The 25,197-nt window shown below is 45.3% G+C and carries 20 protein-coding genes and 1 tRNA gene; 3 read left to right on the plus strand and 18 right to left on the minus strand.

Going from position 1 to position 25,197, the window contains the following annotated elements; genetic code table 11:
* Positions 1-54 precede the first annotated feature (54 nt).
* The 3 genes from RG963_RS05745 to RG963_RS05755 are packed head-to-tail and all read left to right on the plus strand — an operon-like array spanning position 55 to position 1,397.
* Complete coding sequence (locus RG963_RS05745) at positions 55-783, plus strand: hypothetical protein (RefSeq protein WP_310575319.1); 729 nt, start codon at positions 55-57, stop codon at positions 781-783.
* 16 nt (positions 784-799) lie between these two features.
* Positions 800-1,039, plus strand: coding sequence for a hypothetical protein (locus RG963_RS05750; protein WP_310575320.1), 240 nt, complete (start codon positions 800-802; stop codon positions 1,037-1,039).
* The gene (locus tag RG963_RS05755) at positions 1,005-1,397 is read left to right on the plus strand and encodes a hypothetical protein (protein WP_310575321.1); all 393 of its coding nucleotides are present in this window, start codon (positions 1,005-1,007) and stop codon (positions 1,395-1,397) included. The genes RG963_RS05750 and RG963_RS05755 overlap by 35 nt, the downstream gene beginning before the upstream one ends.
* A 153-nt stretch (positions 1,398-1,550) precedes the next feature.
* Here RG963_RS05755 and rpsJ read toward each other — a convergent pair whose 3' ends face one another.
* From rpsJ to RG963_RS05845, 18 genes are all read right to left on the minus strand, one after another.
* On the minus strand, positions 1,551-1,859 hold the full coding sequence (gene rpsJ, locus RG963_RS05760) for a 30S ribosomal protein S10 (protein WP_310575322.1): 309 nt from the start codon (positions 1,857-1,859) through the stop codon (positions 1,551-1,553).
* Positions 1,860-1,899: 40 nt separating this feature from the next.
* On the minus strand, positions 1,900-3,168 hold the full coding sequence (tuf, locus tag RG963_RS05765) for a translation elongation factor EF-1 subunit alpha (RefSeq protein ID WP_310575323.1): 1,269 nt from the start codon (positions 3,166-3,168) through the stop codon (positions 1,900-1,902).
* A 353-nt stretch (positions 3,169-3,521) separates the two neighbouring features.
* On the minus strand, positions 3,522-5,714 hold the full coding sequence (locus RG963_RS05770; RefSeq protein WP_310575324.1) for an elongation factor EF-2: 2,193 nt from the start codon (positions 5,712-5,714) through the stop codon (positions 3,522-3,524).
* 71 nt (positions 5,715-5,785) lie between these two features.
* The gene (locus RG963_RS05775) at positions 5,786-6,346 is read right to left on the minus strand and encodes a 30S ribosomal protein S7 (protein WP_310575325.1); all 561 of its coding nucleotides are present in this window, start codon (positions 6,344-6,346) and stop codon (positions 5,786-5,788) included.
* A gap of 6 nt (positions 6,347-6,352) precedes the next feature.
* The gene (locus tag RG963_RS05780; RefSeq protein WP_310575326.1) at positions 6,353-6,781 is read right to left on the minus strand and encodes a 30S ribosomal protein S12; all 429 of its coding nucleotides are present in this window, start codon (positions 6,779-6,781) and stop codon (positions 6,353-6,355) included.
* Positions 6,782-6,885: 104 nt separating this feature from the next.
* A complete protein-coding gene (locus RG963_RS05785; protein ID WP_310575327.1) occupies positions 6,886-7,311 on the minus strand; it encodes a NusA-like transcription termination signal-binding factor in 426 nt (141 codons plus the stop codon).
* A gap of 20 nt (positions 7,312-7,331) precedes the next feature.
* Positions 7,332-7,628, minus strand: coding sequence for a 50S ribosomal protein L30e (locus RG963_RS05790; RefSeq protein ID WP_310575328.1), 297 nt, complete (start codon positions 7,626-7,628; stop codon positions 7,332-7,334).
* Between the two features lie 256 nt (positions 7,629-7,884).
* On the minus strand, positions 7,885-9,069 hold the full coding sequence (rpoA2, locus tag RG963_RS05795; protein WP_310575329.1) for a DNA-directed RNA polymerase subunit A'': 1,185 nt from the start codon (positions 9,067-9,069) through the stop codon (positions 7,885-7,887).
* A complete protein-coding gene (locus tag RG963_RS05800) occupies positions 9,069-11,711 on the minus strand; it encodes a DNA-directed RNA polymerase subunit A' (RefSeq protein ID WP_310575330.1) in 2,643 nt (880 codons plus the stop codon). Before RG963_RS05800 ends, rpoA2 begins: the two co-directional genes overlap by 1 nt.
* An 8-nt stretch (positions 11,712-11,719) precedes the next feature.
* On the minus strand, positions 11,720-13,534 hold the full coding sequence (gene rpoB, locus RG963_RS05805; protein ID WP_310575331.1) for a DNA-directed RNA polymerase subunit B: 1,815 nt from the start codon (positions 13,532-13,534) through the stop codon (positions 11,720-11,722).
* 14 nt (positions 13,535-13,548) lie between these two features.
* On the minus strand, positions 13,549-15,144 hold the full coding sequence (locus tag RG963_RS05810; protein WP_396654691.1) for a DNA-directed RNA polymerase subunit B'': 1,596 nt from the start codon (positions 15,142-15,144) through the stop codon (positions 13,549-13,551).
* A 211-nt stretch (positions 15,145-15,355) separates the two neighbouring features.
* Entirely contained in the window at positions 15,356-15,592 is a 237-nt protein-coding gene (locus RG963_RS05815) for a DNA-directed RNA polymerase subunit H (protein WP_310575332.1), read from the minus strand.
* Between the two features lie 86 nt (positions 15,593-15,678).
* Positions 15,679-15,755 (minus strand) — tRNA-Lys (locus tag RG963_RS05820).
* 888 nt (positions 15,756-16,643) lie between these two features.
* Positions 16,644-20,213, minus strand: a complete 3,570-nt coding sequence (locus tag RG963_RS05825) for a PAS domain-containing protein (RefSeq protein WP_310575333.1) — start codon at positions 20,211-20,213, stop codon at positions 16,644-16,646.
* A 382-nt stretch (positions 20,214-20,595) separates the two neighbouring features.
* Positions 20,596-21,831 (minus strand): adenosylhomocysteinase, encoded by a 1,236-nt coding sequence (locus RG963_RS05830; RefSeq protein ID WP_310575356.1) that lies wholly within the window; start codon positions 21,829-21,831, stop codon positions 20,596-20,598.
* Between the two features lie 224 nt (positions 21,832-22,055).
* Positions 22,056-23,354, minus strand: coding sequence for an amidohydrolase family protein (locus RG963_RS05835; RefSeq protein WP_310575334.1), 1,299 nt, complete (start codon positions 23,352-23,354; stop codon positions 22,056-22,058).
* Between the two features lie 274 nt (positions 23,355-23,628).
* Positions 23,629-24,282, minus strand: coding sequence for an HD domain-containing protein (locus RG963_RS05840; protein WP_310575335.1), 654 nt, complete (start codon positions 24,280-24,282; stop codon positions 23,629-23,631).
* Between the two features lie 2 nt (positions 24,283-24,284).
* Entirely contained in the window at positions 24,285-25,046 is a 762-nt protein-coding gene (locus tag RG963_RS05845; protein ID WP_310575336.1) for a 4-phosphopantoate--beta-alanine ligase, read from the minus strand.
* Positions 25,047-25,197: the final 151 nt, after the last annotated feature.

Raw genomic sequence — 25,197 nt, forward strand, 5'->3', positions numbered from 1 at the left:
CATATATATAAATCTGAATTACATTAATAGTATGGGAGTAAAGAAATTTTTCATGTGGCTTACGTGGGATTTCTCGGAGAAATACTGATTTTCTCAGCCTGTATCCCCCAAAATACAGGGGTTATGGCTCAGGAATACGAACCCGGAAATGAGGGAGCTCAGATTAACTCAAGCCCGGGTATTGATGCGGGAATAAAACCTTCAGACACCTCAGAGAATTTGACCCCGGAAGCGGTTAAGGCCGCGGAGAATCTTGAGATCACTGTTTATGAACAGGGAATTTCCCTTGTGAAAGAAAAACGAGAACTTCTGCTGAAGAAGGGAGTCAATCAGATCCAATATACGGATATTGCTTCCGGAATTGATCCGACTTCCGTTATCATCGAGGACCCTGAAAATAAGGACACCGTCCTGCTTGAACAGAATTATGAATATGATCTTTTGAACAGTGCTGAGTTGCTTGAAAAATACCTTGGCAGGGAAGTCAACGTAACTGACAGAAACGGTGAAACTTACACCGGTACGCTGTTGAGCCATGAAGACAGCAGTATTGTCCTTAAGACCAAAGCAGAAAAAGTTGTGGTACTTAAGGATTTCTCAAAAATAGAACTGACTGACTCTTCCGGCCTCTCGGCAAAACCTGCTCTGATCTGGCAGATTTATTCTCCTGTTTCAGGAACACGACAGCTTCTAGTTTCCTACCTGACTGGCGGTATAAACTGGGAAGCGGATTATGCCCTCATAAGCAATGCGGATGATACGAAAGCAGATATGTGTGGCTAATCAAGCTGTCTCACAAATGCCCATGGCCGAAGAAGCTCTTTTTGAGTATCATCTTTATACTGTTGAAAAACCGGCAACCCTGAAAAATAATCAGGCAAAGCAGATCTCCCTTCTATTTGCAGATTCCGTCCCTATGGAAAAGAAGCTCATCTACGACAGTTCCCTGGGCGAGAAAGTCCTGGCTTACCTTACTCTTGAAAACTCAAACGAAAGCGGGTGGAATGCTTCTTCCAAAAGGAATCATGAGAATTTATAAAGCTGATTCTTCAGGAGGGCTTCAGTTTCTCGGGGAAGACCGGATAAAGCATATTCCCGAAGCCGGAGAGTTAAGAGTGGCTGTAGGCTCATCTTTTGACCTGATTGTTAAGCGAAACGAGACCGATTACCACCGCATAAGTGAAAATGTAGAAAGGACGAGCTATGAGATCGAGCTTAATAACAGTAAGGCTGATTTCCAGACCGTTACTATCATGGAACATCTTTCCGGAGAATGGGAAATTCTGGAAAGCTCGGACAGCTACGAAAAAACTGATGCCTTTACCATTGAATTCAGGGTGACGGTCCCTGCAAAAGGCACGAAGATTGCTTCTTACACTGTAGAACGCCGCTTTTAAGGGTAGATAATACCATATAAAAGCTTCAGAGAAGATTAAAAGTGCAGAGATGCCTGGCGGTGAGAACGTCTGAATTGACGGCCGCCGGCGAAATAAGTGAAAAATAAGTTTGCAAGACCAGGCACAGAGGATTTCTGTAACCGGTCTTTGCATTTATCCTTCGAGTACGATCTCGATGTTGATATCCTTGGGAACCTGGATTCTCATGAGCTGGCGAAGTGCCCTTTCATCGGCTGCAATGTCAATGAGTCGCTTGTGTACGCGCATCTCCCAGTGATCCCAGGTTGCAGTTCCATCTCCGCTGGGGCTTTTTCTTGTGGGAACGACAAGCTTCTTTGTAGGAAGCGGAACAGGTCCGGAAATACTAACTCCTGTTCTTTCCGCAATGGCCTTTACCTGATTACAGACTCCGTCCAGATCCTTGGGACTGATGCCTGACAGTCTTATTCTAGCTTTTTGCATACCTTTTTTCTCCTTAAAAAAAAATGAGAAAAGGAGAGTGTTATTTCTGCTTAACACTCATGCACATGCCGGCGGCAATGGTCATGCCCATGTCGCGGATAGCGAACCTGCCGAGCTGTGGAATTTCCTTTACGGGCTCGATAACCATCGGCTTTGTCGGTTTGATGGTAACGATTGCTGCGTCTCCGGCCTTAATGAAGGTCGGGTTTTCTTCCTTTACCTGTCCGGTCTTCGGGTCCAGCTTCCTGTCAAGAGAAATCAGCTGGCATGCGGTCTGGGAGGTGTGGGCGTGGAACACAGGAGTGTACCCTGCAGTGATTGCAGAGGGGTGCTGGAGAACCACAATCTGTCCTACAAACTCATCAGCAACCGAAGGTGGGTTGTCAACATGGCCACAAACGTCTCCTCTGCGGACATCGTTCTTGCCGATACCGCGAACGTTCCATCCAATGTTGTCTCCCGGAAGTGCCTGTGGGATTTCTTCGTGATGCATCTCAATGGATTTGACTTCACCTGTTGTTCCGCCTGGCATGAAAACGACCTTGTCACCCTTCTTCAGAATACCGGTTTCGACTCTGCCTACAGGGACGGTACCGATACCGGAGATGGTATATGCGTCTTCAACAGGGATTCTGAGGGGCAGGTTGGACGGTTTGTCGGGTTCCTTGAGGTTGTCGAGGGCAGTCATGATGGAAGGGCCCTTGTACCAGGGAGTCTTCGGGCTGAGCTTGACAATGTTGTCGCCGTGGAACGCAGAGATTGGGATGAAGGGGATTTCGCTTGGCTTGAACCCGATCATCTTAAGGATACCGGATACCTGCTCGATAACTTCCTTGTACCTGGCTTCGCTGTAGTCTACTGAGTCCATCTTGTTGATAGCGACAATCAGCTGGTTGATACCGAGGGTTCTGGAAAGGAAAATGTGTTCCTTTGTCTGGGCCATGACTCCATCAGGAGCTGCGACAACAAGAATAGCGGCGTCAGCCTGAGAAGCACCTGTGATCATGTTCTTTACGAAGTCACGGTGGCCTGGACAGTCTACGACTGTGAAGTAGAACTTGTCTGTGTCGAATCTCTTATGAGCGATATCAATTGTAATACCTCTTTCACGCTCTTCCTTAAGAGAGTCCATAACCCATGCAAAGGCAAAGGATTCCTTACCCTTCTGCTTTGCTTCTTCTTTATACTTCTCGATGATGTGTGCAGGTACAGCTCCTGCATCATACATTAAGCGTCCTACGAATGTTGATTTTCCGTGGTCAATGTGACCAATCACTGCTAAATTCAGGTGTGGTTTTTCTGCTGCCATATTTATAATTCTCCTGTAATTCTGGATGAGTTTAATTCGTATATCAAATATTTACTATATTAAGATTAGGGCAGATCTCAATATTGATTCATCCATTTCTATATTCTTTTATCAAATCAATATTGTTAATTTCCCTTTACCGGACTTTTTTCTTGAACCGGCACTGTATGAATATCCAGCGACCTGGACTGTTTTTCCCCAATATAGGCATACCTTGACTTAAAGCTTTCCGATTGGACGTATCCTCGAACCGATAGGGATTCTCTTCCCTTCCAGGTCAGTCGAGATCTTTTTTCATTCCAAAGGAAACAGGTATTATCTTATAAATATTGGAAAAGCGGAAAAAATTCCGCTTACATTGAAAGGTAGTCAGCAGATTTTGGAAGGTCCTTTTTGAGGCCTTTCCTTTCTCTGATCTGACCTACTACTTCAGTCTGGATACTGGAAGGCACAATATCAAAGCCTCCGAATTCAGTACTCCACATAGCACGTCCTTCGGTTGCGGACCTGATCTCTCCTGCAAATCCAAACAGTTCGGCTACAGGCACCCTGGCCTCGATAATTGCCAGGTCTCCTTCAGTAGTCATATTAAGGATAACTCCACGGCGGCCCTGCAGTTCCTTTGTTGCACCACCCATTGTAAGCTGGGGCACCTGGACAAAGACCTTCTGATAAGGTTCGAGAAGACTGTCTTCTGCCATAAGCATCCCTGCCTGGATGGCCTGCCGTGCTGCAGGGATAACCTGGGCCGGACCTCTGTGAATTGCATCTTCGTGAAGTTTTGCATCTACAAGCACACACTTCACGTTTGCTACAGGCTCTCTGGTAAGCGGGCCAGCACGCATAACTTCTTCAAACCCATCGAGCACCAGTTCCATTGTCTCGTTCAGATACTGGATACCTTTGGTCATGTCTATGAAAATGTTGGAGTTATGGATGCCAGCAATGCCTTTTGCTTCTTCTTTTCCCATCCCGAGTTCCATGAGCTTCTGCCTGCGCTCAAGCTCAGGCATGTTCATACTGATATCACCGGACTTTATCAGATCGACAATTGTAGTGTCAAGGGGTTCCACAAAAATATAGAACCTGTTGTGCCTGTTAGGGGACTTTCCTTCTACAGGTTCGATCTTTTTCTTGATGGTTTCCCTGTAAACTACAATTGGCTTACTTGTGGTGATTTCCACATTCTTATCTCTCTGAATCCTGTGGGCGATAACTTCCAGGTGAAGTTCTCCCATACCTGCCATCAGGTGTTCCCCGGTTTCTTCGTCCAGAGTTATCTGAAGAGTCGGGTCTTCCTTTGCAACCTGTCTAAGAACCTCGATCAGTTTAGGCAGATCTTTCGTGTGCTTGGCTTCCACAGCCACAGTCACCACAGGTTCGCTTACGTGCCTGATGCTTTCGAAAGGTATCATATCTTCAAGGGTTGTAACTGTGGACCCTACGATTGCATCTTTTAAGCCCGTAACTGCAGCAATGTTTCCTGCAGGAATTATCTCCACTTCGAGCCTTTCGGGACCCATGAAGATGCCTACCTGCTGGACTCTGCTCTTTTTTGCAGTCCCGGATGTGAAAACTTCCATTCCACGAGTAAGAGAACCGCTGAACAGCCTTCCGGTTGCGACTTCTCCTGCATGAGGATCTACGGAAATATCCGTTACCATGAAAGCAAGGTCACCAGCTGCATTTGCAGTGGCCATCGATTTGCCAATTTCAGAGCTAGCATCTCCATGCCAGATAGCAGGCACCCTTCCCTTCTGGGCGTCAAGAGGGTTTGGCAGGTACGTGATAACCATATCAAGGACAGTTGCATGCAGGGGACATTTTTCTGCCAGAGACTTCATGTCCTCTACCTTACAATAGTCATATACGTCTTTAAAGGAGATCCCGGTCTTCTTCATCATAGGCACACTGATAGCCCAGTTGTAAAGAGCTGATCCAAAAGCTACAGTTCCGGCTGAAGCATCAACTTTCCAGCCCGCCTTGAACTTCTCCGGGTTCATGTTCTTGATGAGCTTGTTCACGTGGTCAATTACTTTACCAAGGCGAACCTGCATTTCCTGAGAATCGACCTGCAGCTCATTGATAAGCCTGTCTACCTTGTTAACAAAGAGCACCGGTCTGACATGTTCTCTCAGAGCCTGTCTGAGTACGGTCTCGGTCTGGGGCATCGTGCCTTCTACTGCATCCACGACCACGACTGCACCATCCACCGCTCTCATGGCACGGGTAACGTCTCCACCAAAGTCAACGTGCCCAGGGGTGTCAATCAGATTGATCAGATAGTCTTCATTATTGTAAGTGTGAACCATGGAAACGTTAGAGGCATCGATTGTAATACCTCTTGCCTGTTCCTCTTCATCGGAGTCCATGAATAGCTGTCTGCCTGCAAGTTCCTTTGAAATCATGCCGGCACCTGCTAACAGGTTGTCCGATAATGTAGTTTTTCCGTGGTCAATGTGCGCAACGATACCGATATTTCGGATTTTTGTGGGTTCCTTCATGAGCGTCGTTACGCGCTCGACCATTTTCTTCCTTCGTCCCATGCTAATACCTTTTAAACAAATGTAATCTAGTTATATAATGACATTTTAAGTCGGGCAAGCCCGATAAGCGATTAACGTGCTGCCTTTGCAACTCTTTCCTTTGCATCTTTCCTGTTGATGGCGAAGGATTTCGTATCACGGTTTGCAGCGCCTATAATTTCGGTTGCCAGGCATTCTGCAACAGAGCGCTTGGATTTGAAGGCTGCATTTTTAGTTCCCATGCTGATGTAGCGCAGAGCAGTGTCCACACGCCTCTGGGGTGCAGTGTCTACTGCCTTTGGCACGGAAATCCCTCCGTATTTAAGCCTGACCACTTCTTCCCTGGGGCCTGCATTGGCAATAGCATCAACCAGAATCTGGATAGGGTTCTGCTGGGTCTTCTTGTTCATGATGTCAAAAGCTTCTTCAACTGCGCGGAGGGTCACCTGCTTCTTTCCGCTGTTGATTTCGGTCCTCATCAGGTTGTTTGCCAGGCGTTCAACAATGGAAATTTCGGATTTGTTAAACTGCTGCCTGGCGTGCTTTCCGCTGCTGTGAGGAACTATTACAGGAGTAAGACCGACGTAACGCTTAATTCCGAGGTCTCGGACTTCAACTTCAGTAGGGTCCCATTTGCCGAAAATTTTGTACAAAAAAAATCATCTCCTTGGCTTTTCCAATCTGCCGATTACCAGCTGGTTCAGGGACACATTGTTTACGGCAATCACTTTGAAGCGTACACCAGGAATGTCACCCATAGCACCACCCATGCGGCCTCCAATCCTTTCTACGGTTACTTCATCGTGTTCATCAATGAAGTTCACTGCACCGTCTCCAGGACAGAAAGCAGTTACCTGACGCCCGTTTTTAATGAGCTGGATTCGTACGCATTTGCGGATTGCAGAGTTGGGCTGCTTGGCTTCAACTCCTACCTTTTCTAATACTATACCCCGACCCTGCGGTGCACCACCAAGCGGGTCAGCTTTCACATCGAGACCAAGAACTCGCCTGCCGTAGTATGAGTCTTTCCAGCGGGCGTTTTTCCTGGTCTGTTTGAGTATATTAGCTGCAAATTTTCCTTTAGCCATTGTTAATTTCTCCAAGTTAAAAATTGATCACAGTTTCCTATAAGGCATTAGATGTCAGATTGTCTTTCAACGCCGGATTAATGGATCAACGTAAATTAAGGTGATTACTGCAGGATTACATCTTCTATATTGTGATGGCGACGGGCAAGCATCTTTACTTTTTCGATATTCTTGCCGTTGCGACCGATGGCAAGCCCCTTTTCTTTATTGGGTACCTCTACATAAGCTAATCGCTTGCCATTTTTGTTTATAATGTTTGCCGAACTAACGGACACAGGCCCGAAAGCGTTCTTTAAAAAGGTGACAGGGTCTTCTGAATATTCCACAAGCTCTATAGGTTTGTCCAGGGTTTTTTTAACACGGTTTATATTCTCCCCATTTTTGCCTATCGCAAGCCCCATATCACCCTGTTTCACGACATATACGAGTCTTTCCTCTTCCGGGATGCAGTCGAGAATATTCGCTCGTGTCATATTTTCAAATAATGCAATGTACTGGATGCTTTCTGCAGTAAGTCTTATTTCACCCAAGACGTTGCCAACTCCTTTTATTAAACAGTAGCTGCCAGGATATCCGATTCTCCTACATCGAGAATTGCCATGGCTGCAATTGTAAAGGGCTTTCCGCATACGGGCCCGAGTTCTACACTTGTGCCTTCATATTCCAGGACTGGAACATTTGCTGCCTGAACTTTCTGTTTAATTTCTTCGGGGCAGTTTGATGCCAGGACCACCATTTTTGCAGAGCCGTTTGCTGCTGCATCCATGGTCCGTTTGGCTCCAACGATTACTTTTCCTGTTTTCACAGCCTTGATAAGAGATTTATCAACATTGATCTTCATTTTCATCAACTCTGTCTCAAATTAGCTCGTCTACTCTACATATTATTTAATAAAGATTTCCAAGCTCGGTGAATATATGGTACTCTAAATACCTGATGCCTTATATCTATTTTCTGGTTATGAGCCTCGCGGACTCAAGTTTCTGCAGCAGGATTTGATAAGTTTCATTAATGTAATATATACCTGATTTGGACTTGTCTTCTATCAGGCTACACATTTAAATAATTATAGGTCGGGTTTTCGGGATTTTTCCTTAAAACCCTTACTCATCTTCTGTTTTGATTTCTTGTTTCCTTCTACTTACAAGGTGAACGTCTCCGGTACCCATGCGAATAGGTTGACCGACAATGATATTTTCTGTAACACCCTCCAACTTGTCAACATCTCCGCGCATTCCTGCATCCAGCAAATGATTGACAGTCACTTCGAAAGCTGCACGGGCAAATACACTTGCCTTTTCACCTGAGATTCCGTGTCTTCCTATTTGTTTTACTTCTCCGTCGCAGGTCATGAGATCTGACACGAGCATAATATGTCGGATATCCACGGTAAGACCCTGTTCACGCAAGGTATCTGTGGCTTCCTTGATAAGTGCATTTCTTGCAGCCTCGACTCCCAACACTTCGTATATTTCATTGACATTATTTGTGCTGGTTCTTGTCCTGTCCACTCCTTCGAACTGAAGCACTTCACGCAGAGCCGAGCCTTCGGTATAGAGGGTATACTCTTCACCTTCTTTCCTGACCACCACTCTTTTGATCCCCTCTATCCCTTTCATGGTGACATTGTGGATACTTTTCGCAAGCTGGAGAAGTTCTCTGTAAGAGGGCTCTCCCGGGGCGATGATAATCTGGTTATCTATATCAGGGGAAATCGTGACCAGCACGTTCAGTTCTTCGTTGAACTTCTCCTTTACCTGTTCAATAGTGATGTTCCTGCCTTCCATTGCTTTTTCGTGCAGGTCGATTATAAGCTTCATCTGGGAAAGGTCAGTGGTCACGTCAGCAATGTGGTCGATTTTTGTCGCTTCAATTTCCCAGGCAAGAGCTCTTGTCTTTTCCCTGTCGTAAGCATAATCCTCAGGGTTCTCTTTGGAGAGGGCAATTGTCATCATCGGAGTGCTCGGAATTTTCCGGGCATCCACGATTTCTATAAGGCGGGGCAGACCGAGAGTGACGTTAATTTCAGCCACACCGGCATAGTGGAAGGTACGCATGGTCATCTGAGTGCCTGGTTCGCCTATGGACTGGGCTGCAACCACACCTGCAGCGTCGCAGGGTTCGATGCAAGACACCTCATACTCTTCCATTGCCTTTTCTATGATCTCTTCCATTTCCTTCTTGCTTACTCCGGCTTTGATAACTTCTTCCTTGAGAGCTTTAAGAGTATTCGAAGGAAAGGGCAGGTCTTTTATCATGCTATCGATTGTAGCTTCGCTGATACTCATCAGGCCACCTCTTTGTTCACAACCGAACGAACAATCCTGTGGATCGTCTCAGGCTTGCTAAAGTCACTTTTCGTGGGATTGATCCCGTCTTCTCCGTACTTGAACTGTACGAGCACGCCCCTGGTATCCCTGACTGTAAGGTCATACTGGACTTCCAGATCCTGGAGGGCATTGACAAGTCTCCTCTGCAGGTACCCTGACTGGGATGTCCTGACCGCAGTGTCCACAAGCCCTTCCCTACCACCGATTGCATGGAAGAAATATTCGGTCGGATTCAATCCGCTCTTGTAGCTTGCCTTCACGAATCCATGGGCATCCGACCCGAGATCTCCCACTTCGAAATGGGGCAGAGTTCTGCCTGCATATCCTCTGCGGATACGTTCACCACGCACTGCCTGCTGGCCAACACAGGCTGCCATCTGGGTAAGGTTCAGAATAGAACCTCTGGCTCCGGAGCGGGCCATGATAACTGCCGAATTTTCAAGCCCCATGTGGCTGTCTGCAATTCCACCAGTCTCGTCTCTGGCCTTCCCGAGCTTCTGCATGATGCTCATTTCAATTGTTTCATCAAGGGTTCTGCCAGGGAGGGATTCAAGCTCTTTATTCTGATAAGATTTGATAAGGTTCTGCACGGCTTCTTCAGCTTTACCGAGGACTTCATTAATCTGGATCCTGGCTTCTTTCGGGATATCTTCGTCAGCTATTCCGAAACTAAGGCCTGTCCGCATGATTGCCCTGATTGCAAGCTTGGTCATATCGTCTATGAAGTTAGCTCCGGCTTCGGGACCGATTTCCTTGATAATACGGTCCTGGATTTTACCTTTAAATGCTCCTATCGCAGCCTCGTCTATAGTGCCCATAATGAGTTCACCATTCCGGATTACCACATAGGCATCGTTCGGACACCCTTCTTTCTTGCAGGTGTCACAGTGCGAGCAGACCTGGGCTGTAAACTCTACACTCAGGTTTTTTGGAAGAATCTGGCTGAAGATCTGCTTTCCTGTCCAGTAGGGTTTTCCGTCATCACCGTAGCCCGCAGGCGTAGGCAGGGTACGGGCACTGCTCTTCCGGAGGATGTCGTACGCATCGTAGCCGGGAATATGATTTTCGAGACGAGTCAACAGGAAAAGCCCTGAAATGTGGTCATGGATCCCGCCTATAATGGGACCTCCGAAACGCGGGGAGAGGATATTTTCCTGAACCTGCATGAGAATCTTTGCTTCAGCCCTGGACTCTTCTGTCTGAAGGGCGTGCATGTTCATTTCGTCCCCATCAAAGTCGGCGTTGTATGGAGGGCATACTGCAGGGTTCAGCCTGAAGGTCTTGTTTGGAAGCACCTTAACAGAATGAGCCATAATACTCATCTTGTGCAGGGACGGCTGCCTATTAAAGAGTACAATATCTCCATCCTTCAACTGGCGCTCCACTAGCCATCCAAACTCCAGTTTTTCGGCAAGGTCGTCTTTGTTTACATTGGTAACTTTTATTCGCCTGCCGTCAGAACGCAGTACATAGTTTGCTCCGGGATGGATATCCACACCATTGCGCACAAAAACTTTAAGCTGTTCTATATTCCTTGGCGTTACCACGCACGGCATTGTCAGAATCCGTGCAATGGGCATCGGAACCCCGACCTCATTAATGCTCAGGTTGGGATCAGGAGAGATTACTGTACGGGCAGAGAAATTAACACGTTTACCAGACAAGCTTCCTCTGAAACGCCCTTCTTTGCCCTTTAAACGTTGAGAAAGGGTTTTTAAGGGCCTGCCTGATCTATGCCTTGCGGGAGGTATCCCTGAGACTGAGTTGTCAAAGAATGTAGTAACGTGATACTGAAGGAGTTCCCAGAGGTCCTCAATAATGAGTTGAGGGGCGCCAGCTTCCCTGTTTTCCTGGAAGCGCTGGTTGATCCTGATGATATCCACCAGCTTGTGGGTCAGATCATCTTCACTGCGCTGCCCGGATTCAAGAGTAATGGAAGGACGAACCGTTACAGGAGGAACAGGAAGGACGGTAAGAATCATCCACTCAGGCCTTGCATTCTTCGGGTCCATTCCGATGACCATTATGTCATCGTCAGGGATATTTTCAAAACGGTCCCTTATCTCGGTCGGGGTCAATTTCTCCCCGTTTTCAAGATATTCAGTGGGTTTTTCGAATTTGATATCGAGCTGTTCCTCGTTACAGTAAGGACAGACCTTTACTTTGCTGGCCTCTTTATAAGCCTCGTTGATAAGGTCATCGGGCATATGTCCGATTTCCTCAATGCCTACAAGCTGGTCCAGAAACTTCTGTTTTTGTGCAGGTTCAAGCAAGATCTTGCTGCACTTTCTACAGGTTGCCCGAAGGAGTTTTCTGATTACTTTGTTAAAGCCAACGTGGACTACAGGGGCAACAAGTTCGATGTGCCCGAAGTGTCCTGGACACTCACCTGCCCGACCTGAACAGGTTTTGCAGCGAAGTCCGGGGTCAATAACCCCCAGTTTTGTGTCCATAAGTCCCATATCAATTGGAAATCCGTCATCATCGTAAGTGTCAGCCGTGATAATGGGCGTTGAACTCATCTTACGGATTTCTTTTGGGGACATTAAACCGAATTTAATTGAAGCAATTCTTTTCGGAATAGGAGGTACATTTGCCATCTTCCACCTCACACCGCATCTTCAAGATTAAGTCTGGGAGCAACTCCCAGGGATTTTATTTCGTCCAGTAGAAGCTTGAATGCGTAGCTCATCTCTACGGGGTAAATATCCGTGTCAGCACCGCAAGCGGAGCAGAAAGAGACGTTCCGCTGCTTGTCATATGTTGCAATCATTCCGCAATGAGAGCAGACAAGTTCTACAACCTTGTCCGACTCGTCCAGCAACCTCTCTTTTAACGACATGGCAGCTCCGTGCCCTACCAGCACATCACGCTCCATTTCCCCGAACCTGAGACCACCTTCTCTGGCTCGACCTTCAGTCGGCTGGCGGGTTAGCACCTGTACAGGCCCGCGGGACCTGGCATGCATCTTGGAGGTTACCATGTGGTGCAGTTTCTGGTAAAGAATAACACCAACGAAAACATCTGCAGGGATCATCCTGCCTGTTGCCCCATCATAGAAAACCTCTTTTCCGGTATGTGCAAAGCCATGCTTTTTCAGGGCTTCTCTGAGGTCGTCTTCCTTTTCTCCAGAGAAGGCTGTTGCGTTTACTCTTCTGCCTTCCATGGAACCTACTTTTCCGCCGATCATTTCCAGAACGTGCCCGACAGTCATACGGGAAGGAATTGCGTGCGGGTTAATCATCAGGTCCGGAGTCAGGCCGGATTCCGTAAAAGGCATATCCGCAATCGGGACTTTCAGCCCGATAACTCCTTTTTGCCCGTGCCTGGAAGCGAATTTGTCTCCTATGTCAGGAATCCTTTCGTCTCTTACCTTTACCTTGGCAAGACGGGTTCCATTAATTGATTCTGTTAGAATTACGGTATCCACAATCCCTGTTTCATTGGACCGCATGGTGATCGAGCTTTCTCTTCTCTGCTCCACTGCAATCCCAAAGTCGGACGGTTCTTCGAGGAACCTTGGGGGACTGGTCTTTCCGATCAGCACGTCGTTAGGGCCAACCGGGGTTTCGGGGTTGACAAGCCCGTCGATGTCCAGGTTCGCATATGCATCAGCACTGCGGGCTCCACGGTACTCGGAATCAGGAATTTCAAACTTGTCTTCCTGCCCTCCAGGATACCTTCTTTCTTCTCCCTCGAAGGTTCTGAGGAAGTGGCTTCTTCCAAGTCCTCTTTCGATTGAACCATTGTTAAAAATCAGGGCGTCCTCAATATTATATCCTTCATAGGACAGGATCGCGACCACGAAGTTCTGGCCTGCAGGTCTGTCATCAAAACCTATTGCTTCAGAGGTTCTTGTCTTGGTGAGTGCTCTCTGTGGATAGTGAAGGACATGGGCACGGGTATCGGGTCTGAGCTTCTGGTTTGCTGTAGAAACTCCGATACACTGCTTGATCATGGCTGCACCCATGGTATTACGCGGAGATGCATTGTGTTCCGGGTAAGGAACCATCCCTGTGCAAATTCCAAGCATAAGTTCAGGATCAATCTCCATGTGAGTATGCCTGGAGGTAATATCAGCTTCGTAGAGGGCAATGTAAGCATTTTCCTCCTCTTCGGCATCCAGATACTCCACACAGCCTTCTTTCACGATGTCTTCGTAGCTGATTTCTTTGTTCTTTAATTTCCGTATGTGCTCTTCTGTTACACGGGGCGCTCCGTTTTCCACTACTAAGAGGGGTCTTCTCGCTCTGCCCATGTCGGAGTTTATAATTATTTCCCTGGTATTGTCATTAAGAGCTATGTTGACCTGTCTGGATATGAACCCTTGCCGCCTCATTTTTCGGAGCTCGTTTGCGAGTTCCGCAGGGTTATCATGGGTTCCGACAAGCTCCCCGTTTATGAATACTTTTGCTTTAGTCATCTGGCATCGACCCCTTAATCACCGAAAGTTGAATCGGCATCGCTCATATCTGAATAATCGTAGAATTCTTCATCTTTGTATTTGGTTTCGGCTTCCGGAGTTTCTTCAAACTCCTCAACAATTTCTTCTCCGAACTCGTCGAGTAAAATTTCTTTTATTCGAGCCGGGATTTCTGGCACCTTTACAACCACACGCTCGACATTCAGATTGTAGAGTATTTTCTTCATGCTGTCGGTCTCTTCTATGCCTGTGGAAAGCTCAACCATCTCGGCAAAGTTTTTCACCAGGCCACAATTCGGACCTTCAGGGGTTTCCGAAGGACAGAGCCTTCCCCACTGAGTTGCATGAAGGTCTCTAGCTTCAAAATGGGGCTGGGCACGGGAAAGGGGAGAAATTACACGGCGCAGGTGGGAAAGAGTGGAAATATAGTCGTTTCTATCCAGGAGTTGAGACACACCTGTTCTCCCTCCAACCCAGTTTCCGGTTGCCAGAGGGTGCTGAAGGCGGTCAGTCAGAACGTCTGCCCTGACTATTGTGGCAACATTCAGTTCTCTGTTCCTCATGTTTGCGCGCTCGAGCTGGTATTTAATATCTCTTGCCAGCCTGTTGAAAGATACTCTGAAGAGATCTTCCATCAGGTCTCCGGCGAGCTTTAGTCTTTTGTTTGCATAGTGGTCTTTGTCGTCTTCAGACCGCTTGCCAAGGGCCAGCTCAAAACAGGACTCAGCCATTCTTGCCAGGAAGTGAGCCTTTGATACCCTGTCTCTCATATCGTTCCCAAGATGCGGGAAAAGGTATCTGTCAATGACATAATTTGCTCTTTTTATCTGGTATTCCTTAGCCTGCCCTGCAGCGACCCGTGCACCGATCTTTTCGATTGCTTCTTCCTGGGTCTCGACCTCGGCTTCTTCCAGGTTTTCCAGCATGAACTTGATAATTTCGGGATCACTTGAAACTGCGTTTACGATATCCTCATCAGTTACAATTCCAAGAGCCCTCATGAGGGTAATAAAAAATACTCTTCCTGAGATAGAAGGAAAGGAAACCTCAAGGAGAGACTTTCTGCCTCTTTCTACGATTACGAGCGCCCTGTACCCACGCTTCTGGGAGAAGACTTTTGCAACCTCAATGGAATCGCCATATCGCTCGCCATACTCTACAAGAATCTTGTTAGGGGCGAGGTCTTCAAGGGTCATGACCACTCTTTCGGTGCCGCCTATGATGAAATATCCCCCTGGATCAAGAGGGTCTTCCCCATACCGGACTTTTTCAGTATCACTGAGTCCGAGAAGATTGCATATTTTGGACTTGACCATTATTGGAAGCTGGCCTATCTTTGCTTCAATTACATCGGACTCGATTCCCTCTTTTACTACGCTCATCTCAAGGTAGAGAGGGCCTGAGTACGAAAGATTTCTAAGCCTTCCCTCGTTGGGGTAAAGCTTTTCGATTGCTCCGTCTGCCTCCTTTACTACAGGATGTTCTACCCGGATTTTCCCGAGTTTGAGGTATGTGTCCTCAATGTCAGTCTCTATTATCCTCTGTTCGTCTATGATTTTTTGCAGCCCGTAATCTATAAACTTGTTAAACGAGTCTATATGGTGCTGCACTATCTTGTCCCGTGTAAAATAAGCCTGCGACAGTATACTACTTTCTAACGCGATGATAGCACCCTCTTTGCTTTATTAAAATGAAAATCAATAAGAAGTGATCTTCAGATCTGTGTGCAGTCGTTGAATCTTTCCGTACGATGGTGCATGGAATTCAAAAAGATGTCCAGTGAAGAAAATCTGATCATGCAAGCGGTTTACTCCCCCCCGCTTACTCGATCACAAGTCTGTAATACTCTGCCTCCCCTGCAGTTTGACTTTTTCTTGTGATTTTCACTACATCTCCGACAACAGCTCCTATTTCTTTACTAACAGGATCCTGCACTTTGATTTTCGGAAGTTGTTCCTTTTCAATGGAATACTTGCTTAAAACAGACTTTAACTCGCCCTCAAGCATAATTTCATGTTTAGGGACCGACTCATGGTCGAGCAGGCTGAATTTTGTCAAATCCTTTCCTCCAAAAATAAAGTATTCAAAAAGCTTGGCCAAACATTTCCCGCGAATGGCCTTTCCGCCGAGTATAATTAAGAACATGGCGGGCCCGTAGGGATTTGAACCCTAGGCCGACTGGTTAAAAGCCAGTCGCTCTGCCTGACTGAGCTACGGGCCCAGCTGTTTTTCTCCACTTATGTTTTTCGCACCCTGGAGATTTTTTGCACGTCACCCTGCTGCCCCGCTGCATCAGGGAGCACCTCTCACACCGGTGCAACCCTCTAATTATAACTATTCTATAAATAGTTTCTGGTGACACTACTTTTTATCCTGAAATTTCTTTAAATCGGTTATTAATTAATCTCTAATGTGAATGATTTATACAGAATTTTTTCCGATCTTGCTGGAAAGATATATGTACGATAATTTTCACTTTTTTAAAAGTAAGGCTAAAAATCCAATTCATTTCTCTACAGATTCGGGTAAGCGGATAATTTTTTTCCCGATTTTGAATAACGCCCTGATTTCCCGACACTCGCCCTCTCCAAAAATAAAGCACTATTTTCCCAAAATAAAGCATTATTTATCAGAAGCAGGTTAAAATTTCTGGAAATTTAAATAAATCTTATAAATTAAGTAGTTTTTGGAAATTCACAAGTGAACTATAAGCGAACTCAATCTAAAAGCGAACTCAATCTAAAAGTGAACTCAATCTAAAAGTGAACTCAATCTAAAAGTGAACTCAATCTTCTAAAAGTGAACTCAATCTAAAAGTGAACTCAATCTAAAAGTGAACTCAATCTAAAAGTGAACTCAATCTAAAAGTGAACTCAATCTAAATAACTAGTTATAGTTTCGAATATATTATTCATGTAATAGTTTCGAATATATTATTCATGTAATTTCAAATTAAATACTCACACTTAAATTTCTCATCAGAGAAAATATGGAAAAATCACTTCTACTCATTTTCCATGGCTTTTGTATTTCATATTGTATTTTGAGATTAACTGTCTAAAAACACAAGAACAAATACACTTCCAAACACTTCCCTGAAGGAAATCTTTTACTGTTTTTGTACTGCGAACCTTATAACGAATTCAGTTCCAGCATCTCTTTTTAATTCAAGTTCGCCATCTAACTGGTCTATCAGAATCTCCACCAGCTGTATGCCAAGGGTATTAGAGTTTTCTAAATTAAAGCTTTCAGAAATACCCGCCCCATTATCCGAAACTGATAAAATAAAATTAGTGCCCTTATAATTTTCTTTATTGTTTCCCGGTCCGTTGTTTGTACGCTCTCCGGATTCTTCCCTGCAAAGCTTGATTTGAATTAACCCTTTTTCTCTACCCGGAAATGCATACTTGAGGGAATTTGAAACAAGTTCGTTAATGATTATGCCTAATGGAACTGCAATATCCATGTCAAAGAAAATGTCTTCTTCAAGGTCAATATTCAATCTGGTGTCGGCATTTCCAAGTCTATAAGTCTGGAAAAGGTTCTTAGCAAGCCTCTTCAGGTACAGCGAAAAATTCAGTGCATCGTTTCCTCTGCCTTCATGCAGTTCTTCATGGATCAGGGCAATGGACATTACTCTGTCCTGGCTTTCCCTGAAGGCTTTCAGAACTTCCGAATCCTCAACACATCCTCTGTCTCTGAACATTTCAGCCTGAAGGTCAAGAAGAGAGGAAACTACCTGCAAGTTGTTCTTGATTCTATGATGGATTTCCTTTTTGCGGGCAATCTCGATATTTACAAAATTCTTTTCTGCTTGCTTTCTTTCCGTAATATCTTTAACTACCCCAAGAATTCTGTTTACGTTACCTTTTGTGTCTCTCAGGCAGATCCCATTATCTTCAAAATAAATATATTCCTCATCCTTTTTTCTAAAACGGTACTCTACCCTGTAAGCATTTTTCCTGTAAGCATCTTTAGATTTCAGATGCTTTTTATAATTTTCCAGGTACTTATTCAGATCTTCCGGATGAATACGAGATAGCCAGAATGTTAGACTCATACTTCTAAACTCATCAGGAGTAAATTCTGTAAGCTCTTTGATACTACCTGCCCAATCAGTAGCGTCTTTCTCTAGATTATAATCGTATACTAGCTGCCCTGTCTGTTCGGTGACTATACGGTACCTTTCTTCGCTTAACTCAAGCTCTTGTTCGGTTTTTTTACGTTCGGTAATATCCTGGACTGTTCCCTTTATTCGAACAGGAGTATATCTCTCATCAAAAATAACTTCGCCCTGTGTATGGACTACGCGCTCTTTTCCATTGGCTAATATAATCCGATAATCAATGCTGTGTGGATTTCCATTTAAAAAATTTAGGAAGGCATTGTTCACATCATTTATATCGTCGGGATGTAAATAAGTTAAAAATGCATTGTAAGTTGTGCCTAATTCTTGAGGGCCACATCCAAAAATACGGTAAATTTCATCAGACAAGTATAGTTTATCAGTTACAATGTCCCAATCCCAATTTCCTAGATGTGCCATTTTTTGAGCTTCAGCGAGACCTTTTTCGCTTTCTTTCAACGAGTTATAAGCCTTCTCAAGCTCTGTTGTACGTTCTTTAACTAAGCTTTCTAAGTTATCATGTGCTTCTATCAGCTTAGCTTCTGCTTCTTTTATATCCGTAATATCCCGGGAAATAGCAAGAACAGAAGTCACTTCGCCATCAACAAATTCCGGTACTATTCGTGTGTTAAAGTAGAGTTCTTTTCCTTGAGGCGATTTATACTGGAATTCCATTGTTTCGGGTTTTCCGGTGGTAAACACTTTTTCATAATGTCCTTCCCATAATTTCACCTTTTCAGGACCCATTCCCAGTTCACTATTAGTTTTACCAGTGATTTCCTCTTGAGAATGACCATAAGGTTCCGTAGCAGCGGGATTAGTATATATATGGCGATATTGTCTATCAAACCGGGTAATCACGTCAGGAGAATTTTCAGCTAATGTACGGAAACGTTCTTCACTTCTGATCAGTGCTTCTTCAGCTTGCTTTTGCTCGGTAATGTCGCGGACAATACCTCCGGTGAAGAGGGGCCTCTCATTTTGACCCTTGATTACCTTGAAGTGATCGGCGAACCAACGGTATTGGTCGTCCTTGCACTTGAATCGGTACTCAAGGGTTCCGAAGCCAATATCGAATGCCTGAACCAGTCCCGCGGTAACCAGATGGCGATTGTCGGGATGAACGCGACTAAGAGACTCATTGATGCTCATTGCACTCATCTCCTGGGTAGAGAAGCCAGTAATTTTCTCTACCACCGGGCTCATGTAATCATAGCGGTCGGTCTGAAGGTTTCGTCGATACACTGCGTCAAGTGAGTTCTCAAGGACCGACCTGAATCGCTCCTCGCTCTCCCGCAACGCATCCACCAGGGCATCGCGTTCCGCCAGCGATTGGGCTAGCTTGATATTGCTGTAGCTTAGCTGTGAAAGCATGTTGGCAAGTTTTACGAAGAAGGCCATGCCTGTGTCCACAGCTTCTCTGCTCAACCGCGGAACTTTTTCAAGCGCTGCTATGTATTCCTCTTCATTGAAGCCGTATTTTCTCGCCTGAGATCGAAAAAGCTCATAGCCCAGAGGCTCGCCCTCGAAAAAGAACTGCCCTGAGAATATATTGCCGACATGCCGGCCACCCACCATGATGGGAGTCGCTATGTCCCACATGTTGTTCTTGCACCTGTAAAGCTTAAACTCCCCCGGGGAAACGCCCATGGCCAGTTTTGTGTCGCTTTCTACGCAGTGCTTGCAGGCTTCGGGGTGAACCCTGTGGAATCTGGTGCAGATATCCTGCCATCCGGCGCCTACCAGAACATTACCTTTGAGATCATCCAGGCTCATCGGGATGTGAGCAAGCTTATAGAAATCATCCACAAGGGACTGGATCGCCTGGGCATCAACGATATCAGCAAGCTCCAGGTTAGCCATCTTCCGATCAAGCGAAAGAGTGCTCTCCAACTTCAGCCTGACGTGCTGTTCACTCTGGCGCAGCTCCTCATCTGCCAGCTTTCGCTCGGGTATCTTTTCCCGCCTGGAATTTTCTATCCGCTCCCATTTTCCTTCCTTTTTGATCAAAACAAATTGATGTTTGAAGGCTACGTCGATGATCTCGGTTGCGCTGCATTTGTCGAGAGAATAGGTGCATAGAACCATCATCTGGTAGTTGCCGATAATTTTGTCTATTTCTTCTTCATAATCAAAAAAATTATTCCAATCCTTTTTTTCCAGCCAAAAATTGTTTCCACTCAACCTCACGCCCTTGTAGCCACTGTCCAGGGCCTGGTTAACTTTTTCGACTAACCCGTTTAATACCCTTTCCGAATCAAAAATACTATCTTTTACATACCAGTGAGTGCAGGGAATAATTTCGATTTGCCCTTTCTCCAGGTAAATGTCAAGATCAGGAACAGCTCTTCTCAGGGCTTCTTTTGCCTCTTTTACGTCAAGAGGTTGTGACGTGACCCACAAACAGAACTCGTTGTTTTCCAACCCTGCTTTGAAGTAGGGAATAAGTATGTCCAACAAATCTTCTTTTGTTCGATAGAATTGGCAGATATGTGTTCCCCAGGGAACATCCCCAATGATATCAATACCAGACTTTCTTAGCCTTTCATTCATTTCATACCCTCTCCGGGCATACTCCAATTCTATTCTTATTTTCAAACGCAGGTTCTGCAATAATTTATAGCTGGACGTTCAATTGTGCACTGTGTTCATTATGTTTATGATTTTTAAGTAACTTCTCTTCCAGTAAAAGTGATTCTGGACATTTTCCAAAAAATACATAAATACTATCCACTATTTAAATTGTTTTATAAAAAAGTAAAACATATATTAAATGTTGAACGTATTTATATATTACTTTATTGTTAAAAATCAGGTACAGTAAATAATATCACTTTCCGAAACTGGAAAGAGACGATATTCACTGCACTTATGTACTTTTAAAGCATCATAATTTCTGGATTACTGAAAATATTCTCTGCTGCTTCTTTTATAATTATGTCCCGCACTCCCAGCCGCTCATATAGCATTCCTGCGTAGAAGTGAGTTCATCAATGCTTATCCCCATTGACTTAAGTTTCATTTTTGCCACAAACATATCGAGTTCCTCCGGTACCTTGTGGACTCCGTTCAGAAGTTTATTTTCGGCAATATGGCGTACACAAAGAGCCTGATTTGCAAAGCTCATATCCATAACCTCAGCGGGGTGCCCGTCGCCTGCAGCCAGGTTAACAAGCCTGCCTTCAGCTATGACATTAATGCGCCGGTTGCCGATGTCATATTCTTTTATGTTGTTCCTGACAGTTTTAACTGATTTTGAAAGGGAAGCAAGAGCGTCCATATCGATTTCCACATTGAAGTGCCCGGAGTTTGCAAGGATTGCTCCGTCCTGCATGACCTGGAAATGTTCGGCTGTGAGGATATCCCGGTTTCCGGTGGTGGTCACAAAGAGATCCCCTAACTTTGCAGCCTCTTCCATTTTCATGACCCTGTATCCGTCCATTCTGGCTTCAAGGGCTCTAATAGGGTCTATTTCGGTAACGATTACACTTGCCCCAAGGCCCTCAGCTCGCATTGCAACCCCACGCCCGCACCAGCCATAGCCCGCAACAACAACATTTTTGCCTGCAACCAGAAGATTTGTGGTCCTGTTAATCCCGTCCCAGGCTGACTGTCCTGTCCCGTAGCGGTTGTCAAAAAGATATTTGGTCTTAGCGTCGTTTACTGCGATTACAGGCATTTTCAGGGCTCCTTCCTTTTCCATTGCATGAAGCCTGTGAATCCCTGTAGTTGTTTCCTCACAGCCTCCCAGGATATTCGGAAGCAAGTCTGTCCTTTCTTTGTGTAATTTAAATATAAGGTCTGCCCCGTCGTCTATGGTAATGTCTGGCTTAAGATCCAGAACCCTGTCGATTGCTTCATAATATTCCTTGCTTCCGATTCCATATTTTGCAAAACAGTGTATGTTCTCGCGGGTATCCAGGGCCATGGCCACATCATCCTGGGTACTGAGAGGATTGCAGCCGGCAATGGATACCTTTGCACCGCCTGCAGCCAGAGTCTCTACAAGGACTGCAGTTTTTGCTTCCACGTGCAGGGCCATTCCTACTTTCAGCCCTTTCAGGGGTTTTTCTTCCTCAAACTTCTCCCTGACGATAGCAAGCACAGGCATATGATTTCGTGCCCATTCCATTTTCATGTTTCCGGATTCTATGAGTTCTTTTTCTGTCATGGTGATCCCGTCATACCAGATAAGCTGTTGAATTTGATTTTCATTATAGCTTCGAACATAAGTATTTACACTCACTCACATTCTACAGCGGAAAATTTAACTGAATTATTTTTAGTTTACCTGAATTGTTATTTTGATTATAATCTAAATAAAATAAACCTGTGTTATTTCCAGGTTTCAGGTATTTACTGCTGATATTTTAAAGTATTTTCCCAACGAATTTTTCAGGCGTTTACCTTTGATACAAGCTCTGCTGCGGCTTTTTGAGCTTCTTCCATTACTTTCTGCTCATCCAGAACCAGAACCCTGTAATTGTCCATCAGGACCTTCCCGTTTACGATTGTTGTCCTTACATCGCTTCCTTTTGCCGAATACACAAGATGGGATGGAACATCGAAACAGGGAGTAAGATGCGGCTTTTTCATATCCAGGATTATCAGGTCTGCTTTTTTCCCGACTTTTAACATGCCTGTTTCCGGGTCAAGGGCTTTTGCACCGTTTACAGTGCCCATCTCAAGGACCTGCCGTGCAGGAAGAGCAGTGGGGCTGAAAGTGTTCACCTTATGCAGAAGGGCAGCGGTTTTCATCTCCTCAAAGAGGTCAAGGTTATTGTTTGATGCACAGCCGTCAGTGCCAAGGCTGACATTTACTCCTTTTTCGAGCATCTTATGCACAGGTGCAATTCCGGAAGCCAGTTTCATATTGCTTATGGCATTATGGGAAACATTTACTCCCCTTTTCCTCAAAATCTCTATATCTCCGTCCGAAAGCCAGACACAATGAGCGGCAAGCACATCAGGGCCGAAAAATCCTATATCATCCAGAAGGTGTACGGAACATTTTCCGTACCTTTCTTTCATCGCTAACAGTTCGGCTTCCGTTTCAAGGACATGGATGTGGATTCCAGCCCCATCCCTGCTGGCCTCTTCCCTTACTTTTGCAAGAAACTCTTCTGAACATGTATTCGGGGCATGGGGCCCGTACATCGTTTTTATCCTTCCGTTTGCTGCTCCCTGCCAGGCCCTGACGAAACGCCTGCCTTCCTTAAGGTCGGCTTCTCCCTTTTCTTCATTCCAGAGTTCTATCAGTCCATGGGAAAGCGAGGCTCGAAGCCCTGATGCCTCAACAGCCTTTGCTGTTTCATCCATATGGAAGTACATATCTGCAAAAGAAGTAGTTCCCGACCTTATCATCTCCAGGCAGGCAAGCAGGCTGCCTTTATAAACGTCTTGTGCAGTGAGCCGGGCTTCGGCAGGCCAGATATGCCCCTCAAGCCAATCTGAAAGCTGCAGGTCGTCGGCATAACCCCGGAAAAGAGTCATTGCTGCGTGCGTATGTGTATTTACAAGCCCTGGCATTACGACCGAATGTTTTGCATCGATTACGGTCTCGGCACTTTCGCTCGTTTTTTCTCCGATTTCCGTAATCCTTCCGTCTTCAATGACAACAGTTCCGTTTTTGAGGTCCCCTGTATCCGGGTCCATCGTTAAAATGTAAGCATTTTTTATGATTATATCAGCCATATGATCAGATCCGTCAGGTAATGAACTGAAACTCGTTAGATTAATCTGAATTTAAGAAGTACTGGAATTAAGAAGTACTGGAATTAAGAAGTACTGGAATTAAGAAGTACTGGAATTAAGAAGTACTGGAATTAAGAGGTTATCCTAAAAAAAGTTGTCCTGAGAATTGCGCTAAAACTCTGTAAAAAGGGAAGTTTTGTAAATTTTGAGATAGTCATACTCCAGTTACATCTGGAATTTTTCTGCGCGAAATTCTCAAAAATAGGCTCACCATTTAGAACCGTTGTTCATCGATTGCGGTCTCAAGGTTCAGGGCTTCAAGGTAAAGGCGCATGATTTTCAGCCTTTCTGCAGCAATCCTCTTTGAAGCTTCGGTATTCAACTTCTCAGGAATCGTGAAAGGTTTGTATTGCATATATTCGTTAAAGCCTTCGATAGGGTCTTCAACATACACCGTCTTTTTTGAGCTCCCTTTATCTATTCCTGTTGTATACTTGAGCATCCTGAGGGCTCCCATGGAAAAAACTGCCCTGAAAATTCCCACAGCTCCAAGGGCATCAAGCCGATCCGCATCCTGCAAAATCCGGGCTTCAATAGTCTCCGGCCTTTTATCTCCGCTGAAACGGTGGGTCAGGATACAGTCTCTAACGGCCTCAATAATCTCTTTTTCAAGCCCTGTTTTACCAAGAAATTCGGAGGCTATTTCCGCGCTGTACAGGGCATGGTCGCCGCCTTCTTCATGCTCCTTAATTACGCCCACATCATGGAGAAGAGCTGCGAGATGGAGTATGAGAGGATTTCCTCCTTCTTCTTTCTGAATTTCCAGGCAGAGGGCTTCTACTCTGTTGATATGGGACATATCGTGGGAACTGGGCTCCCCTTCAAGAAAATAGGCTACAAATTCCCTCGTTTTTTCTATAAGGTCCATATTCAGTATTCCATTTCAGCGGCATGTGCCTTGAGATGTTCCTGGATTTCTGAAATAGCTTCGAAGAGAACTGTTTTGTTATCATAAGTGGTAATGAGCTTTACAAGTTCCTCTTTCTTCTCGTGTTTCATCTCCCGTGCAAACCTGGCCATGTTTTCGAGCGCCCGAATAAGGTTGTCCACAATGGATATCGTAGCTGTCCTGGAGGTCCGTGAAAGAGGGTTAAGGTCAATTGTTATGACAGTTTTGCCCATTTCTACAAGCTTTTCACACCGGTCTCCGTCTTCCAGGGGAACAAGCACCACATCGGCAGTATAGATCCCCTTGCTTTCTACAAGCCGTCTGGCATGGGAGAGTTCAAGGCTCGCATCCGGGTTTTTCCCGAGCACCTCGGAAGCCCCGCTGGCTTTCAGTTGTTCTATTATAAGGTGAACCCTAGTCTCGGTCCTGTGAAACAGGTTCACCTCAATACTGGCTCCTGTAATGTCTGCCAGGGAAACAACTTTTTCAGGCGATAAGGCTGCAACATTGCCGTTTACGGAAATTACCGGGTTATTTGCCAGAAGAAGAGCAGCAACTGCAACTCTTTCAGCATGCAGCGCAGACTCTATGCTTCGCTCGCCTATAAGGTAATCAAAGCTTTCACCTCTTCCCTGTGCAATCAGACCCTGTACGCTTGTAATTCCCATTTTTACCCCGGCTACAACCTTTTCACGGGCGAGCAAGGACTCATACCTTGGATGGTCTTTGGGTATCTCGGTCATGTCTGTCGCTTACCTTTTTGCTTGTTAACTTATTTCTTCATCTCGTTTTTGTTTATTATTCAGGTCTGGAAAGGATTTTCTTTAAGGCTGGAAAGGATTTTCAATATATTTGCCCGATTATATTTATTCGGAGCATTCAGAGAATTATCTG

This window comes from Methanosarcina baikalica (assembly GCF_031461075.1).
Lineage (GTDB): Archaea > Halobacteriota > Methanosarcinia > Methanosarcinales > Methanosarcinaceae > Methanosarcina > Methanosarcina baikalica.